The 15,505-nt window shown below is 55.9% G+C and carries 15 protein-coding genes and 3 pseudogenes; 11 read left to right on the top strand and 7 right to left on the bottom strand.

Annotated elements, in window-relative coordinates:
- Positions 1–7: 7 nt before the first annotated feature.
- Positions 8–904, bottom strand: coding sequence for a class I SAM-dependent methyltransferase (locus tag M3P21_RS19640; RefSeq protein WP_249712827.1), 897 nt, complete (start codon positions 902–904; stop codon positions 8–10).
- Between the two features lie 168 nt (positions 905–1,072).
- Between M3P21_RS19640 and M3P21_RS19635 the strand changes: the two genes are divergently transcribed.
- Positions 1,073–1,519, top strand: coding sequence for a hypothetical protein (locus M3P21_RS19635; protein ID WP_249712825.1), 447 nt, complete (start codon positions 1,073–1,075; stop codon positions 1,517–1,519).
- A gap of 130 nt (positions 1,520–1,649) precedes the next feature.
- Here the strand turns inward: M3P21_RS19635 and M3P21_RS22795 are convergent.
- From M3P21_RS22795 to M3P21_RS19620, 3 genes and pseudogenes are all read right to left on the bottom strand, one after another.
- Positions 1,650–1,874, bottom strand: a pseudogene (locus tag M3P21_RS22795) (integrase core domain-containing protein); the annotation flags it as partial.
- Positions 1,872–2,491 (bottom strand): annotated as a pseudogene (locus M3P21_RS19625) (tyrosine-type recombinase/integrase); the annotation flags it as partial. The pseudogenes M3P21_RS22795 and M3P21_RS19625, both read right to left, overlap by 3 nt.
- Before the next feature lie 693 nt (positions 2,492–3,184).
- On the bottom strand, positions 3,185–3,649 hold the full coding sequence (locus M3P21_RS19620; RefSeq protein ID WP_249712821.1) for a hypothetical protein: 465 nt from the start codon (positions 3,647–3,649) through the stop codon (positions 3,185–3,187).
- A gap of 172 nt (positions 3,650–3,821) precedes the next feature.
- Between M3P21_RS19620 and M3P21_RS19615 the strand changes: the two genes are divergently transcribed.
- The 6 genes and pseudogenes from M3P21_RS19615 to M3P21_RS22875 form a co-directional block, all read left to right on the top strand.
- Positions 3,822–4,049 (top strand): helix-turn-helix domain-containing protein, encoded by a 228-nt coding sequence (locus tag M3P21_RS19615; protein ID WP_249712820.1) that lies wholly within the window; start codon positions 3,822–3,824, stop codon positions 4,047–4,049.
- Positions 4,050–4,436: 387 nt separating this feature from the next.
- Positions 4,437–4,961 carry a Tn7 transposase TnsA N-terminal domain-containing protein gene (locus tag M3P21_RS19610; RefSeq protein WP_249712818.1) on the top strand — a complete coding sequence of 175 codons (525 nt, stop codon included), beginning with the start codon at positions 4,437–4,439 and terminating at the stop codon, positions 4,959–4,961.
- Positions 4,958–7,105 (top strand): TnsB C-terminal domain-containing protein, encoded by a 2,148-nt coding sequence (locus M3P21_RS19605; RefSeq protein WP_249712817.1) that lies wholly within the window; start codon positions 4,958–4,960, stop codon positions 7,103–7,105. Before M3P21_RS19610 ends, M3P21_RS19605 begins: the two co-directional genes overlap by 4 nt.
- On the top strand, positions 7,098–8,054 hold the full coding sequence (locus M3P21_RS19600; protein WP_249712815.1) for a TniB family NTP-binding protein: 957 nt from the start codon (positions 7,098–7,100) through the stop codon (positions 8,052–8,054). Before M3P21_RS19605 ends, M3P21_RS19600 begins: the two co-directional genes overlap by 8 nt.
- Positions 8,051–9,913 (top strand): TniQ family protein, encoded by a 1,863-nt coding sequence (locus M3P21_RS19595; protein WP_249712813.1) that lies wholly within the window; start codon positions 8,051–8,053, stop codon positions 9,911–9,913. Before M3P21_RS19600 ends, M3P21_RS19595 begins: the two co-directional genes overlap by 4 nt.
- A gap of 98 nt (positions 9,914–10,011) precedes the next feature.
- Positions 10,012–10,200 (top strand): annotated as a pseudogene (locus tag M3P21_RS22875) (IS91 family transposase); the annotation flags it as partial.
- Between the two features lie 412 nt (positions 10,201–10,612).
- Here the strand turns inward: M3P21_RS22875 and M3P21_RS19585 are convergent.
- Positions 10,613–11,542, bottom strand: coding sequence for a permease (locus M3P21_RS19585; RefSeq protein WP_249712812.1), 930 nt, complete (start codon positions 11,540–11,542; stop codon positions 10,613–10,615).
- A gap of 107 nt (positions 11,543–11,649) precedes the next feature.
- Between M3P21_RS19585 and M3P21_RS19580 the strand changes: the two genes are divergently transcribed.
- A complete protein-coding gene (locus M3P21_RS19580; protein WP_249712809.1) occupies positions 11,650–11,967 on the top strand; it encodes an ArsR/SmtB family transcription factor in 318 nt (105 codons plus the stop codon).
- Between the two features lie 196 nt (positions 11,968–12,163).
- On the opposite strand, the gene M3P21_RS19575 is transcribed toward M3P21_RS19580, so the two are convergent.
- Together M3P21_RS19575 and M3P21_RS19570 are read right to left on the bottom strand one after the other, a co-directional pair.
- Positions 12,164–12,796, bottom strand: coding sequence for a tyrosine-type recombinase/integrase (locus M3P21_RS19575; RefSeq protein WP_249712881.1), 633 nt, complete (start codon positions 12,794–12,796; stop codon positions 12,164–12,166).
- Positions 12,797–12,989: 193 nt separating this feature from the next.
- Positions 12,990–13,640, bottom strand: coding sequence for a GntR family transcriptional regulator (locus tag M3P21_RS19570; RefSeq protein ID WP_249712808.1), 651 nt, complete (start codon positions 13,638–13,640; stop codon positions 12,990–12,992).
- An 84-nt stretch (positions 13,641–13,724) separates the two neighbouring features.
- On the opposite strand from M3P21_RS19570, the gene M3P21_RS19565 reads away from it, so the two are divergent.
- The 3 genes from M3P21_RS19565 to M3P21_RS19555 form a co-directional block, all read left to right on the top strand.
- Complete coding sequence (locus M3P21_RS19565) at positions 13,725–14,888, top strand: pyridoxal phosphate-dependent aminotransferase (RefSeq protein WP_249712806.1); 1,164 nt, start codon at positions 13,725–13,727, stop codon at positions 14,886–14,888.
- Positions 14,885–15,241 carry a RidA family protein gene (locus tag M3P21_RS19560; protein ID WP_249712878.1) on the top strand — a complete coding sequence of 119 codons (357 nt, stop codon included), beginning with the start codon at positions 14,885–14,887 and terminating at the stop codon, positions 15,239–15,241. Before M3P21_RS19565 ends, M3P21_RS19560 begins: the two co-directional genes overlap by 4 nt.
- 1 nt (position 15,242) lies before the next feature.
- A partial coding sequence (locus M3P21_RS19555; protein ID WP_283781065.1) for a YbaK/EbsC family protein occupies positions 15,243–15,505 on the top strand: 263 nt, incomplete at its 3' end.

The raw sequence follows: 15,505 nt of genomic DNA, 5'->3' as shown, positions 1-15,505 counted from the left end.
TGCGGATTCAATCAGAGGTCATGGGGTTACGGGCGCTGATGACCCAGGAAGAGCTTGGCATGACGATGCCTTCGCTGCTTGTGGTCTGCGCCTCGATCGCCTGAGCCAGCGCAGCATCAATCTCGGGACGTTTTTCTTCGCCAAGCGCGCCCGCCTCGCGGAACACCTCGCCCGCAGGTCCAATGGCCAGTTGGAAGGCAATCGCGTCCTCGACATCACGACCTATAAGCACAGGTGCATCAACGCGGAGAAACTCGATATCCTCATAACCGGCAGATTTCATCATACTGGTCACCATCTCTTGGTTAACCATGGAAAACGGTCCGGGACCGCATGTTTGCGCGTCATCTCCGGGTTGGGGCAGATAGTCGAGGACAATGTTCTTGGCCATCGACAGCCAGGGATTGTCGTCGCGATTGCGCCACACGATATGCACCATCCGCCCCCCCGGTTTCAACGCCCGGCGCATGTTGCGCAAGCCAGCCACCGGGTTAGCAAAGAACATGGTGCCGAACCGGGCAAACACGAAATCATATTCACCCCGTGGCAGGGTCTTTTCCGCGTCCGCCCGCAGGAAGCTGACATTCGAGACACCGGCATCCGCCGCGTCCTCTCGCGCCGCGTCAAGAAAAGCGTCGCAGCAATCAACCCCGGTCACATGACCATTTGCCCCGACCGTCCGCGCGAGCTGAATGGCTGTGTCCCCGAAGCCGCATCCAACATCCAGTACCTTGTCGCCGGGATGTACAGGCAGTTCCGGAAAGACCGCCTCGCTGTGGTGGGTCAACCCGCCAACCAGAATATGGCGAAACCGAAAGAACTTTGGTGCCAGAACGGTGTTCCAGAACTGAACAAAGTCGGTGTCGACTTCCATTTGCGGTTCGGTTGCTGTGGAATAAGTCATCTTCGGGATCTCCTGATTGGATTGCTTGAACTGACCCCAAGCTAGTACGGAATCAAAATCAGGGCTTGTTGGTAGCCTGTCGGAGCTCTGAATTTTTCATGGGGAAATCTCGGGGTCTTCAGAGTACTCAATGGCGCGGGGCTTCGACCGGCACTTGTCCAATTCCAGGTGTTAATCGTTGATGTCGAACCGTCGGATCCGATCCGGACCGCAGAAGCATTCGCCGCGCGCCTGATGATTGATCGGATTGCAGACCGCTTCGACATGACACCGGATAAGCTGGTTGGCGATACAGGATATGGATCGGCCGAGATGCTTGGATGGTTGGTAGAAGAGCGCGGCATCGCTCCACACATTCTGGTCTGGGATAAATCGAAGCGGACGGACGGCACATTCTCACGCGAGGACTTCATCTGCGATGCCGCGACCGATAGCTACACATGCCCGGGCAACAAGGAACTGCGAACATATCGCCCGAACTTCTCCAGACCGCGAAAACCCAACAGCGTTAAAGACGGATTCATCCGATACCGTGCATCAAAACACGACTGCTATACTTGCCCACTCAAACCGCAATACTGCCCAGGCGATCCTGGCCGACGGCTGATGCGATGAGTCCACGAAGCGGCTCGAGACGTTGCCCGCGATATCCGAAAAACAGATGCCTACATGACCATTTTCATCCTGTAACTCGTCATAGCCTTTGAGACAGGTAGTGGAGTTCACCCCGTTTCTGGTCCGGGCGTCATGTGACCTTTCGGGTTTCATTTAGTTGGGCCGCAAATTCGCTCGGCGTCAATTTTTCGAGCGAGGAATGCGGCCTGGTTTCGTTGTAATCCTCTTTCCAGCTGTTGATCCGGGTTCGCGCGTCATCCATGGACAGGAACCATGATGCATTCAGACATTCCTGGCGCAGGCGGCTGTTGAACGCCTCGATGTAGGCATTGTCCGTTGGTTTGCCGGGTCGGGTCGCGAAGCTGTGGCGCAGAGAGTGCAGCGTGCTGCGAGGCTTCTTAAAACTCGCCAAGTGTTTGGCTGCACTGAAAGCGCGATTCAATTGGCGCGGTGACAGTGGGTTGATCCGGGGCTTTCCCGGAAACAGCCATCGGGCCGGGCCTCGCGCCAATAGTCGCGCAGGAGTTCCAGCAGTCCTGGCGACAGCATCACCTTGCGATCCTTCCCACCCTTGCCCCGTTCGACATGGATGAGCATGCGGTCGCTATCGATATCGCTGGCCTTCAGATTGCAAACTTCTGACGCGCGGAGCCCGGTGCCATAAGAAATGCTGAGCGCCGCGCGATACTTAAGTCCAGGGCCGGGCGCGACCCTGAGTATCTCGAACACCTCCTCAGCACTTAAGACCACGGGCAGCTTGCGCGGTTCTGTGCGAAAGTGCAGGCAGTCCTTCATCTCAGGTCGTTTGCACGTCGTCTCGAAAAAGAACCGCAGCCCAACAAGCCGCACGTTGTAGGTCGACGGGGTGACGTTCGTGTTGACCATCTGCAGCTGGTAGGCGCGCAGGTCTTCCTCTGTCGCGGTGTCCGGTGATCGCCCAAGGAACTCGGTAAAGTATCGAACAGCCCCTATGTGCGCTTTCTATGAGCTTTCCCCCAGCCCCTTGATCCGCATACCTTCGATCATCCGCGCACGCAGCGGGCTTATCTTCTCCTGTGTCATAGGAACCTCCTGTCCGATTGAGAAACCTCAATCGTCAGGCAGGTCTGCCAAATCCCAAAACAGCTGAATCATTGATCAACACCCGCCAAGTGCGCCAATGCCGCGCGAGCGGCTTCGTCCTTGTCCCGCGATCTGTGAATTCGCATGGCGATTGATCTTGCGAGCGCAGCGAAAGGCCGGTTTGGTGAAGCCGCATTGCGGCGGCGGCACTTACGATGAATGTCTCCTTCGGGCCGGGTTGGGCCCTTAGCGGGTCTGGCTAAGTTTCGACGGACGTCAGACGGGTTGGCGTGAGAAACGGAAGCATAGTCGAGACATCAGAGAGCTTTCTGCTTGCTCGAGTGTTGGCTTTAGACTTCGAAACAAGACTTTCATGGCTGGGATGCAAAGCACCCAACTGCACAATCCAGAATTGAATGCACTGAGTGTAACAAACCGAGAACGTCGCTGAACGGGTGTTATGTGAAGCGCCCCAAGGTTGAATGCGGCATAGGCGGAGACCTCCTCGATCTATCGGATCAGACGGTGAGGTTTTTTTGCCAACTGGGTCAATTGCGGACAAGGGATACGCAAGGGATTGCTAGAGGCGCATGGTCCCGATCATTACCTTTGCAACACGGCTGCCCGATAGCGCTTGCCGAAAGTCCGTTGATCCAATCCAAGTTCGCGGGCCGCCCCGGCATAGCTCTTGTGTTTTCGGTATGCTTCGATGACTTGCTCGCGCGTCGTGACCAAACTCGGTCTGCCTTGAATTGCAGGAACCTGCAAATCAGCGCGAATGCGCGCGATACATTTGGCATCCATAGCATGGATTTTCGCCAGTTGAGCATCGGTTTTTTGCTCCTCGAATTGCTGGCGAAGCAGTTCAGTGAAGTCGAAACCGAACTGTTCCAGTGCCGAAATGAGTTGGCGTGCAGTCGCCGGGTAGGCGTCCTTCAGGGTTCTCAGAGATCTGGATTGACGCATGACCTGAATAAAGACAATTGGATCGACCGGGTTGGCCCGGAACTCGCCACCGAGATAGAGCTGTCCTTTGCAAACTCGCACCCAGTTCTTCGACCAAGGCATGACTACTCCAAATGACAAAAGTCCGGTGTTCCAAGAACAACGTCCGTTTGGTGTTTTGACCAGAGATATGTTCGAATTCGGCAAATCATCGCCACCGCCATTGACGTGATTTGCGGCGCTATGATTCTCTGAGGGCGGCAGAATACTACTTTACCAACGGAGTTCGGTACCGATGGAAAGCGCCAGCCTCGCTCATGAGCGGCTGAAAATGGAGTTGCGCGTCCGTAACTCTTCGATGAGCAAGATCGCGGCAGCATTGGGCGTCAGCCCAGGCGCAGTTACAAATGTCAGCCTGGGCATCCGGCGTTCGCGGCGTATCGAACGTGCACTGGCAGAGGCCGTCGGGCTTTCAGTGGCGACACTATTCCCGGATCGTTACGGCAAGGAGGATGGAAAATGAACAGAGAAGTATAGTCAAAAAAAGGGAGAGCCCCGAAGATCGCTACATCTTCGAGGTCCTAGTTCATATCGATATGCGTTCGATACACATTTCTCCCGTGAACCCCTTCAAAAGTCAACCCTGAGCGCCGCCTGCGCGGCGCCTGAGTCCCATGTCTTCAACACAGGAGAAGCACCCTTGGGTGGATGGTTTTGCATATCCATTCAACGGCGCAAACACATCATGAACTATTCGTCGGAAACGTCTTTCACACGCCCGCTTGCAAGCCGGGCGACCCGGAAACCATCTGCTCGATCCACTGCAAGTGGCCGAGGACATATCGTGGCCCAAACCAGGGCTGATACCCATCCCCGAAAGCGCTTTTTTGAGAGCGGGTTGGAGAGGGACGTGCTGTATCTCTGTCTGGCGCGGCCAGATATCGCGGATATCTGGGAGCAGTCACCGGTAATCCGCTTTCGCGACGCAAACGGGCAGCAAAAGAACCATGTCCCTGATTTCCTGCTGACATTCATCGACGGACGCCGTCTGGCGGTTGCCATAAAAGCCGTTGCGCGCGTTGAGAACACCGGATTTCGTGACACGCTCAGATACATACGCGCTGCCATGCCACCCGAATACGCGGATGATCTCACTCTGGTGACGGAGCGTTCGTATACCCAATCTGCGGCTCGCAACGCGCAAAAGCTACACGAGTTTCGCCGCACGCCTGATCCGGAAGCGGATGCTGCCGTCGCCGACGCCATCGGGGCCGCTCCAGTTGTGACGACCATCGCTCAGCTGGTTGAAAGAACCGGACTTGGCGGGCGTGCATTCCGGGCCACATTCAAATCCACTTTTTCTGGTATGCTGCGGGTCTTGGATGCAGGCGATATCCTGCCCTCGACGCGGGTTCAGTGGGAGGGTGCGAAATGACCCACCATTTTCGTGTGTCAGAGCTTGATTGCCTGGAAATCGCGGGTCGGCAGCATTCTCTTGTCAGTCTGAATAGAACCGGGTCAATCTGGTCCAGGCTCGACGATCCGTCTGTGTGCATATCCTTAACTGGCGACGAGCTTATCCGTCTGCTTGCCGCCCCTGATACGCGGCTTCGGCGGAGCTTTTTTTCGAGCAAGTCTGCCTACCGGCGCTTGCGCCATGATCATAACTACCTTCAATCGGTTGAACCTGAAAAGCGCTCAAAGGCTCTCTGGCAGTCAACATGCGTGCAGGTGTTTCTTGAAGCTGAAGCGCGCAGAGAGACCACCCGTACCGAGAGGTCCATCGACGCCTTGCGGTGTGAGCTTGAGCGGCGTGTCAATCTCATTGAAGAGGTTGATCAGGATCTTGGACGCAAGCCGCGTGCCGGGCAGGTTCTCGTAAGGCGTCGTTTCCCGTCGGCGCGTTGGCTTCTGGAGTGGGTGCGCCTTGCCGAGAAAGGCGGCCATAGCCCGCTGGTTTTCTTGAGGAAGAAAAGCGGCAAAGTGCCGAACAAGAGGCTCGCTGCAGACGCTGAGGGACTGCTGGCCGAATGTGTGCTGGGCTATCTGGACCGAAACGAGCCAACCCAGGAGCAGATAGTCAGTCACGTGAAAGACCGTTTCACTGACGCGAACGCCGCGCGCGTATTGATCGGGCAGCCAGCCCTGTCAGTGCCGTCCGCCAGCACTGTCAGACGCCGGATCAGAGGATTGGACCCCTTTGAGGTGATGGCACAGCGCAAGGGCATCGACGCAGCGCGTCGCAAATTCGGTTTTTTTGAGAACGGCATCCCGGCCGACTATCCCATGCAGCGTCTGGAGATGGATGAGTGGCAAATCGATCTTGTGAGCCTGCTGGGCGAAAGTGGTGCGTTGGACTGTTTGCCACCCGAGGAGCGTGCCCGCTTCGCGGTTGGACGCCGATGGCTCTACGTGGCCGTAGATTGCGCGACGCGGTGCATTCTTGGCTTCAGACTGGTGTCCACGCCCAACGCGGATGATGCGATCCGAATGCTGAATTTGATCATTCAGGACAAGACACCCATTGCGGTGGCGGCGGGTTGCGAAAGCTCCTGGGGCCAGTCGGGTGGTATTGGGCAATTGTTCACCGATCAGGGGTCGGCTTTTGTTGCTGAAAAGTTTCGGGTTGCGGTGGCTGATCTCGGTGCGACCTATGAAGCACCGCCCGCCGGCGTCCCGAAATTGCGTGCCCGGATCGAACGGCTGTTTAGAACCTTTGGTCAGCAGCTCGCCCCCATGCTGATCGGTCGGACTTTCTCGGACCCGGTTGCGCGTGGCGATTACCCTTCCGAGAAATGGGCGGCCTTGACAGATGATGAGCTGGCTAAGGTATTTACCCTGTTTGTCGTGGATATTTACCACAACACACCACATTCGGGCCTGATGGGGGAAACACCGGCAAATGCATGGAAACGTCTCGAGGCGGAGCAGGGGGTCACGCCGCCGCCGGATGCAAACCAACGCCGGGCGGTCCTGGGTATCCCGCATAGCCGAAGACTCGGCCGCCACGGTGTTCGGGTCTTTGGTATCAACTACACATGTCCCCAGTTACAGACCGCGCTCTTACGTGGTGCCGGTGGCGAAGTGGATCTGCGTATTGATCCCGAGGATCTGACCCACATTTCAGTTTGTCTGGGACAAGAATGGTTCAGCGCTGAAGCTGTCTCTGGTGCGGTTCATGGGCTTTCTTTTGATGAATGGCTCGTATTGGTGCGAGTGCTTCGCGAAAGGTTCAAAGAAGAAGCCCTGCTCTCCGAGCATGTTGTTCGCGAGGCCCGCAAGAAAATCAGGGCTATCGATGCAGAGGCCAGACAATTGCGCCGTGTTCAACCGCCACACCTGACTGCAGACATGCTCCAGCAGGAGGAGCGCCGTCTTTTTCTGGGGCTGCGGATCGGTCCCGAGGCTTCGTCGGCGACAGGCGCACCTGAACACCCGCACAATCGCGGGCGACCGGGGCCGGATGACCTTTTCGGCGATGTTGTTGAACCGGCGGGACCGATCACGCCGAAGGATGGAGGTGAAACAGCTGAGCCGGATGTTACCTCGGATGATGAGGAATGGACATTCGATGACTGATCATTGCCCACGCAACATCCTGCAGCGCGTTCTCGCGCTGCGGTCGATGTTCTCAAAGAACAAGACCTATCGACATTTTGAAGAGCGGTTCCGCTATCTGTTGGACCGTCGGCGGGCCGAACTCGAGGCGGGCGTCGTTGGCGAAGCGCGGTGCATCGCGCTGATTGGCGCCTCCGGCTGCGGTAAGACAACGGCTGCGGAGCAACTGTTCTCCTCTCAGCCGGATCTGGTGATCGACCAGCCCGAAACGTCTCGGCTGGACGTTGCAAGCCTGCAGGTTCCGTCTCCGGCGACACTCAAATTTGTGGGCCAGACAACCCTCATGTCTCTCGGGTTTCCGCTTCGGCGCGACCGGACGGCCCAGACAATATGGGATATGGTCAAGGATCATCTCCGCGGGAGGCAAACGCTGTTTCTGCACTATGACGAGGCGCAGGATCTCTCACGGCATCAGACGCCAAAGGAAATGAATGCTGTCGTCAGTACGCTGAAATCACTGCTGCAACATAAGACCTGGCCGGTTGGGCTGATCCTTACGGGTACGCCCGAGCTAAAAAAGATGATCAACCATGATTCACAATTGGCGCGCCGCGTCTATCCGATTGAATATCCCCAGCTAAACGCCGCGTTGGACACCGGCAGGGTCTGTAAACTGCTATCTCACTACGCCGAGCATGCGGATCTCCCGTTGGATTCGGAAACACCTTTGCCCGATCTCGCGCAAAGGCTGATCCATGCGGCGGATCGCGAGTTTGGCTTGTTGATCGAGATGCTTGTTTCATCGCTTGAAGAGGCAATGACCGCGAACTGTGACATGATCAGGATCAATCATTTCGCCGCGATGTTTCGCAAGCGAACCGGCTGCATCGATGGGCTGAACCCTTTCATCGTTGAGGATTTCGAGCGCATTGATCCGCGAAAGCTGCTGGGGGGAGATATTCAGGAATGACCCGCCTTGCGCTTACGCTCCCGCCATCGCCCTTCGAAATGCCAACGTCCTATCTTTCGCGTCTGGCCGCCCGGAATTTCAGCGAAGACCTCGAAACCTTTTGCAGCGATCTCGGAATAGATCTGGGAGCCTTGTCCAACGGTGACATGGCAGTTGTCAGGCAGATAAACCATCTGGCTGGGCTGCCAAGTGACAGCTTTTCCCAAACCACAGTAGTCAAGACATCAACCATGAAGTACCGCATCGGCGACGAGGCGATGAACACCGAGACATTTGCACGAACTGAAATCCGGTTTTGTCCCGTCTGTGTGGCGCAGGATCTGGCCGGAGGGGCCGATCCCTGGAATGCAATCCACTACATGCACTGGCAAATCACCCAGGTGCGCGCATGTTGGCGTCATGGAGTGGCCCTCAGTCGTCACCGCCAAGAAGCGAATGGTTTTGCAGGGTTCGACGTTACGACCCTGCTTCGGCGACAAGCACAGTTGAACAGATTGTCCGACGGTGACTCACAGCCGAAGGCTGATGCTTTTGACCGGTATCTGTCTGAACGCATCTATGGAAAACACTCTGCAAGTTGGTGCAATGAGCTTGAAATACCCGCGCTGTGGAAGGCTTGCGAGGCGTTTGGGGTCCTGATGAACCATGGGCACGAGGCCCGGGCCTCCAAACTGCCGCCCCAGATGCGTCGTGATGCCATGCTGACGGGTTTCCTGATATTGAATGATGGCCCCGAGAGCATTCGCTCAGCACTCGACAGATACAATCGCAGTAAACCCCGAACCCGAAATCAACCTCATCCCAGCAATGGCGAGGTGCAGCGTATGCTCGGCTCCCATCGCAAGATGCGCAGCGATCTTGATCCTTTGAGAGATATTGTTCGGGAGTACTTCCTTGAAAACTACCCGCATAGCCCTGGCTGTACCGTTCTGGGGGTAAAGCTAGAGCAGCGCCGGGTGCATTCGATGCATTCCGCATCGCGCGCTATTCCTGTTCGGCGATCCGTGCTCGAGGATATGCTTATTCGTCGAAATCTCGCAACGCGAGACGCAAACGGTGCTTTCCGCCTGAAAGCCGTACTCAAGACCGAATTGGTCGATGAACTTCGCAGAGAACGCGACAACTATCTCGATCAACAGCAGACGGCAGATTACCTCGGATGCAGTTTTGCGATGTTCAAACAGCTGAAACTTGCCGGGGTTCTGGTGCCCGCGGGAGGTGCTGAACACCGGGCCCGAAAGGGGTATCGAAAGGATCAACTGGATGATTTTCTGGAGGCACTGTTCGCGGGGACCAATTGGGTCCCCGACGCCCAAGATGGCACCGCGACGATCGACCTGGCAACCCGAAAGGCCAATTGCACTGTGCCCGATATCGTCCGTTTGCTGCTGGAAGGAAAGTTGACTGCAACAGGTAGATTGACCCGTAAATTTGAACTGAATGCGCTGCTCGTTCAGATTGATGCTTTGAATGCGGCTTTGCGCCGTCTTGAGCCTAACGGATACACGCTCTCGAAAACCTGCAAAATACTGCACATAGACTTCACAACGCTGAAGCATCTGATTGAGCTCGGATTCTTTTCGCTAGAGCGCATGAAAAACAACCAAACTCGCTTCACCGCTGAACTGATCCCTGCCACATCCGTCGAGAGATTCAGGTCTCAGTATTGTACGATCGGCATGATACGGGAGCGCCGCCAATTCGCTAAGAGAGCGCTTCATGACGAGCTGCGCGCGGCTGGTGTTGATCCGATATACGATGAACTTGGTCGACGAAGACTGTACCGGTGGCGAGACCTACCAGAAGGACTATTGTCGCCAAGAGAGCATGCTGAGGGATCAAGCGACGCATCTGATTAGATTGTAAAGGCAATGTTAGATGTCCGGCTGCCGCCCGAGCCATAATGTGAGACCTTAGAAAGGATCCCGCCTCAAGAGCGCTTGAGCTCGGTGGCAAGGTGACAAAGATTCGGGCCTTGCTCGGCGTCGTCGAGACCGCCGAGCAAGATTGGACCTGTCGCGGTTTGATGCCGCTCACATTACGGGAGCCGTGCCCCGATTGCGGAGGGGCAATGCGCATCGTCGAGACCTTCCGACGCGGACAGGTCCCAAAATCCCGCGCACCACCCCGAAGGCAGGCCGCATGATGAAGCGCACATCCTCCCCAAAACACCACAATCGCCGCGTATCCGAGCGACGGCCAATAACAGGTTTTGACCACCGCCCAAAAGAGCGCCAAATCGCAGAAGCCCCAAGGGGAAATCCATGGCCAAAACCGGCTAAGACCGCATCGGCCCTGGCTCAAACGCCCCCGCACCAATGGCAATCATCCGCGCTTTTGGCACGCTCAACCCCTTCCAAAGAAGCGCTTTCCCCATAGCACATCACCCGCCTCCCGCGGCTTCCACCTTGTCAGATTTGTCAACGCGGGCCAGCCCGCCAAGACCAAACCTAACACACTGGCCCACATCAAAAAATCTTAGACATTGCTGCCGTTGGCTACGAAACAACCAACGGCAGGTTTTCAAAGCAGGCGTGTTACCATGCCGCTGCCGACTACTATGCACCAAGGGGGGTTAAGGCGTATAGGAAGCCTGCGCTGACGGCCATGGTGAGGATGACCATGAGGAAGGCGATGATCATCGGCATCTTGAAGATCGAGCGCAGCAGGATCACTTCGGTCAGGCTGGCTCCAGCGGACCCGATGATCAGGGCCATAACCGCGCCGAGGGACATTCCTTTTGCGACCAGGGCTGCGCTCAGCGGGATCACGGCCTCGGCACGAATGTAGAGCGGGATACCAATGACGGCTGCAACCGGGATCGAGAGCAGATTGTCTTTGCCTGCGTATTCGCTGACCAGATCCGTTGGCATGAAGCCGTAGATCACCGACCCAAATGCGATGCCAACCATCAGGTACGGCAGAACGCCTTTGAAGTCCTTCCAGGTTGATTTCCAGATCCGAACCCATTTGCTTTCAACGGGCGCCGTGGAGCTTGAGCAGGACGTGGCGCAACCCGTTGCAACAGGAGTGATATAGGCTTCTTCTTTCACATGACGTTCAAACCCAAGCATGTCCAGCAGCACACCGGCAACAACCGAAACCAGCAGCGCGATCACAAAATAGACAATGGTGACCTTGATCCCGAAAGTGATGGCGAAGAGGCCAATGATCACCGGGTTTAGCAGCGGGCTGGAGAACAGAAAGGTCAGCATCGGGCCGAACCCGGCTCTGGCGCGCAGCAACCCCTTCAGGAACGGGATGGTCGAACAGGAACAGAATGGGGTGATTGCGCCCATCAGGGCTGCCACTATGTAGCCCTTGCCTTTGCGGGCACTGAGGATGGCCTGAATTTTTTCAGGCGGAATGTATTCCTGCAGCACACCAACACCGTAGCTGATGATCAGGAAGAGAAGTGTCAATTCCGTCGCAAGGAACAGGAATATTCCAGCGGCGTCTTGTACGCTTGTGGGGATTGCAATCGACATCGCCGTTACTCCATTACGATATTACCGATAAAGTCGAAATAATGGATCAAACTACTTGTGTCAATACATTACTAGTATTATCGTAATATTGACGAAGGAGACCCATAATGGACGTAGATGACGCTGCACTGGTACTGAAAGAACTTGGTCACCCCCACCGGCTTACAATTTTTAGAAAACTGGTGAAATCCGGCTTTGGTGGGCTTCCTGTTGGCGAGCTGCGGGAGGAACTAGACATTCCGAACTCATCAATGACACACCACATAGCCAGCTTAGTAAAGGCGGGTCTTATTGTGCAGGAACGTGACGGGCGTACTCTTCTTTGCGTCCCACAGTACCCTCGATTGTGGAAACTATTGTCGTTTCTCGAAAGTGAATGCTGCCTTGAATGCGAGAGCAAGCCCGCCAAAGAAGTAGTATCATGAAACAGTCATCCGGAGTCTGCGTGCTTTGACACAGAGTGGTGAAGGCGTGGTGTAATTATCATGATTGGCGCACCTCATTGGACGTTCGTGCAAACTGCAGCAAACGGCGCTTTGGGCTCGATCCGCCCCGCCGCTGCGTCGCGAACGCAGGTCCGCTCAGGATTGGCGAACGGCAAGAGCCGCCCGCCAAGGTGGTTCAAATGTCGATTTGCTCGGCGATGCTCAGGGCATCTTCAAGTTCGACGCCAAGATATCTAACTGTGCTGTCAACCTTGGTATGTCCGAGCAGCAGCTGAACCGCTCTGAGATTTCCGGTTTTGCGGTAGATCTCCGCCGCCTTGGTCCGGCGCAGAGAATGTGTGCCGTATCCACTGGGTTCCAGACCGATCGCCGCCACCCAATCCCGAACAAGTCGGCCATATTGGCGGGTTGAGATATGTGGGCGGTCGTGAAACCGGCTGGGAAACATGAAGCGGCAGCCGATCATTTCCGGCGACTTGATCCATGCGGCAATGGTATCCCGCGTGTTTTCAGAGAGTTCGAACTGAACAGGCCGCTTGGTTTTGCTCTGGATCACGGAGACCCTTTCGCGAACGCGCTCATCCCTCACCAGGTCAGTGACGGCCAGTTTCACCAGATCACATCCACGAAGCTTGCTATCAATCGCGACGTTGAACAGCGCAAGGTCGCGCAGGTTGCCCGCCAGTTCGAGCCGCGCGCGGATGGCCCAGACCTGTTTCGGCAACAGCGGTCGCTTCTGGCCGATGATCCGGCCCTTGTTCCAGACTCTTCGTTTCGGGGTGACAGTGGGAAGTTGGACTCTTGGCATAGTAAGCCCTCCAATCCACCCGCCAAGCCCAGACATCAGCACCGCGCTGACACCTGAGTTTTACAGGTAGTTTGAATGGCCGTTGTCCGGTTGCTTGTTCTTTGGAAAACGCTGCAGATGCATTGGGCCGGTATGAGCCCAAAGTGCCGAATGCTGCGCTATTTGCGAATGGCAGAAGACGTAGATTTAGCTGCTAGCTCCGCACTAAGAACTGCTCCAGGGACCGTCCCGCATCAAGGATGTGTCGAGAGGTAAGCGTGATCGCAGCTTCCGCATCTCTTGCATAGCAGGCGTCTAGAATACCGCGATGCTCGCTAGATGAACGCGAAACATAATCGAGTTGCGATAGCGCTACTCCAAGGTATCTTTCCGCGATGTCGTGTAAACCGGCTATATGTTCCAATAGTCGTGGCCGATCACAAGGCCCGTATAGAGTCATGTGAAACGATTTGTTCAACCTGCCATATTCGGACACATCAGAGGCCTCAATCTCATCCTGTATCGCGGCTGCTTCGTCGATCTGCGCATTGGAAAGATGCGGGAGAGCTGTGCGCAGGGCCAGGACCTCTGCGGCTTCACGCATTTCTGTGTTTTCACGTAGTTCAGCCGCATCAAGAGGTGCCACGACCGCACCTTTGTTAGGCTCTAGGTGAACTAAACCCTGTGCTTGCAGAAGGCGCAGCGCTTCTCGCACCGGGATGCGGCTCGTTTCATATCTGCGCGCCAGTTCCTCCTGCCGGAGCGGCACTCCGGGCGAGAGTTCTCCAGAAACGATGCTGAACCGAAGCGCTTCAGCAAGATGTTGGGCGCGATCACCGCGTTTATGAGTAGTCGAGGCAGGCATTCCATTGCGTACCACTCACGCATTTGACTCACAAGATCAAAGATTGCATACAATTTATAGATTCGCATGCAATAGGAGAATCTGATGACCAACTCGCGACTGGCCAACATTCCAGGCATTGGCGTGGATCAGATGGGCAATGCCGCAGATGCTCTTGCCAGCAGCACAATGCTGCGGCTCGAAAACCTGGATACTGACATTCCCCCACCCCAAGAGGCTGTTGAAGCGACAAAGGCCGCTATCGGAACGGATGCTGCCAACAGTTACTTGCCATTTTTGGGCATGCACGCCTTGCGCGAAGCTGCTGCCCGCCGAGTCTCTGCCACTACCGGAGTGGACTACGCACCTGATGAACAGTGTATTGTGTCCGCTGGTGGATTGTCCGGTATCCTGAATGCCTTGTTGGCAATACTGGAACCAGGTGACGAGGTGATCATCACTGACCCGGCCTATGCAGGGTTGGTCAATCGCATCTATCTGGCTGGTGGCGTTCCAAAGCTCGTCCCGTTGATCATTGAAGATCGGCGATGGCGGTTGGATATTGACGCCTTAAGGGATGCGGCAACTGAAAAAACGCGGGTAGTTCTCACTATGAGCCCGTCGATGCCAAGCGGCATCGTGCATACCCGGGAAGAGTGGGGTGAAATCGCAGCGGTTGTTCGTAAGACCGATGCATATGTTTTGCATGATGCCGCCATGGAGCGCATTCTGTTTACTGACACCCCTGTCATACATCCGGCGTCTCTCGATGGCATGGCAGATCGGGTGATCACAGCGGGGTCGGTTTCCAAGGAATACAGGATGATTGGCTGGCGCTGCGGCTGGGTCGTTGGCCCAAAACCAATCATGAAAGACATAGGGCTTGTCAGCCTCACGAATGTTGTTTGTCAGGTTGGAATTGGCATGCAGGGCGCTGCCGCTGCGCTGAATGCGCAAGATGATGGCGTGGATCAGGCAACACGCGAGTGGCGATCCCGCAGAGATTTTCTGGTCACAGAGATGAGCGATCTGCCAATGGTGTCCCCTGATGGTGGTTGGTCTCTGCTGATCGACACGCAGAGCATCGGACTGACGCCCGACGAAGCGTCCAAACTCCTGTTTGAACAGGGCGAAGTCGCGGCCACGCCAATGACAGGATGGGGCAGCCCGGAGCGCGCTGATCGCTACTTGCGGTTCGTCTACGCGAACGAACCGATAGCAAGGCTTTCCGATATTCGAGAACGGATCAGAAAGGCTTGGAAGACATGACGATAAGACGAATAGAAACCGGGCCACGCATGGCGCAAGCGGTCGTTTCCAATGGTCATGTCTTCTTGGCCGGGCAGGTCGGAACCGGCGCAACAACCCGAGAACAAGCCAAAGGTATCCTGCAAAAGATCGATCATCTATTGCAGAAGGCAGGATCAAGCCGTTCGCATTTGCTAAGCGCGAATATCTGGCTGACCGACATGTCTGATTTTTCGGAGATGAATGAAGTGTGGGATGCCTGGATTGACGCAGAACATCCTCCCGCCCGCGCCTGCGTGCAATCTCAACTCGCCCTCCCGGAGCTGAAGGTCGAAATCGCAGTCATCGCACAGGTTGAGGACAAGGGGGGGTGAAATGTCAAATAGCGTAAAGCGCGTCGAACAGGCCGCAAAAAGTCTGGGGCTGGGCATATCCGTTGTACTCATGCCGGAAAGCACCAGAACTGCGCGGGATGCAGCGACGGCCTGTAACTGTGACGTAGGTCAAATTACGAAATCTCTCATTTTCGAAGGCGCTGAGACAGGAAAGCTGAAACTTCTCCTAGTCAGTGGGAAACATGATGTGAACTTGGACGATGCGCAGGCCATCTTTGGCGAAGCTCTAAACCGAGCCGACCC

This window comes from Ruegeria spongiae (genome assembly GCF_023502395.1).
GTDB classification, from domain to species: Bacteria; Pseudomonadota; Alphaproteobacteria; order Rhodobacterales; family Rhodobacteraceae; genus Ruegeria_C; species Ruegeria_C spongiae.
This window is presented reverse-complemented; position numbering and strand designations above follow the sequence as displayed.

Excerpts from the sequence above, each read along its gene's own strand:
- M3P21_RS19565 (WP_249712806.1), top strand. The coding sequence starts at position 13,725 with ATGACCAACTCGCGACTGGCCAACATTCCAGGCATTGGCGTGGATCAG.
- M3P21_RS19570 (WP_249712808.1), bottom strand. The coding sequence starts at position 13,640 with ATGCCTGCCTCGACTACTCATAAACGCGGTGATCGCGCCCAACATCTT.
- M3P21_RS19575 (WP_249712881.1), bottom strand. The coding sequence starts at position 12,796 with ATGCCAAGAGTCCAACTTCCCACTGTCACCCCGAAACGAAGAGTCTGG.
- M3P21_RS19580 (WP_249712809.1), top strand. The coding sequence starts at position 11,650 with ATGGACGTAGATGACGCTGCACTGGTACTGAAAGAACTTGGTCACCCC.
- M3P21_RS19605 (WP_249712817.1), top strand. The coding sequence starts at position 4,958 with ATGACCCACCATTTTCGTGTGTCAGAGCTTGATTGCCTGGAAATCGCG.
- M3P21_RS19585 (WP_249712812.1), bottom strand. The coding sequence starts at position 11,542 with ATGTCGATTGCAATCCCCACAAGCGTACAAGACGCCGCTGGAATATTC.
- M3P21_RS19620 (WP_249712821.1), bottom strand. The coding sequence starts at position 3,649 with ATGCCTTGGTCGAAGAACTGGGTGCGAGTTTGCAAAGGACAGCTCTAT.
- M3P21_RS19640 (WP_249712827.1), bottom strand. The coding sequence starts at position 904 with ATGACTTATTCCACAGCAACCGAACCGCAAATGGAAGTCGACACCGAC.
- M3P21_RS19595 (WP_249712813.1), top strand. The coding sequence starts at position 8,051 with ATGACCCGCCTTGCGCTTACGCTCCCGCCATCGCCCTTCGAAATGCCA.
- M3P21_RS19600 (WP_249712815.1), top strand. The coding sequence starts at position 7,098 with ATGACTGATCATTGCCCACGCAACATCCTGCAGCGCGTTCTCGCGCTG.
- M3P21_RS19615 (WP_249712820.1), top strand. The coding sequence starts at position 3,822 with ATGGAAAGCGCCAGCCTCGCTCATGAGCGGCTGAAAATGGAGTTGCGC.
- M3P21_RS19560 (WP_249712878.1), top strand. The coding sequence starts at position 14,885 with ATGACGATAAGACGAATAGAAACCGGGCCACGCATGGCGCAAGCGGTC.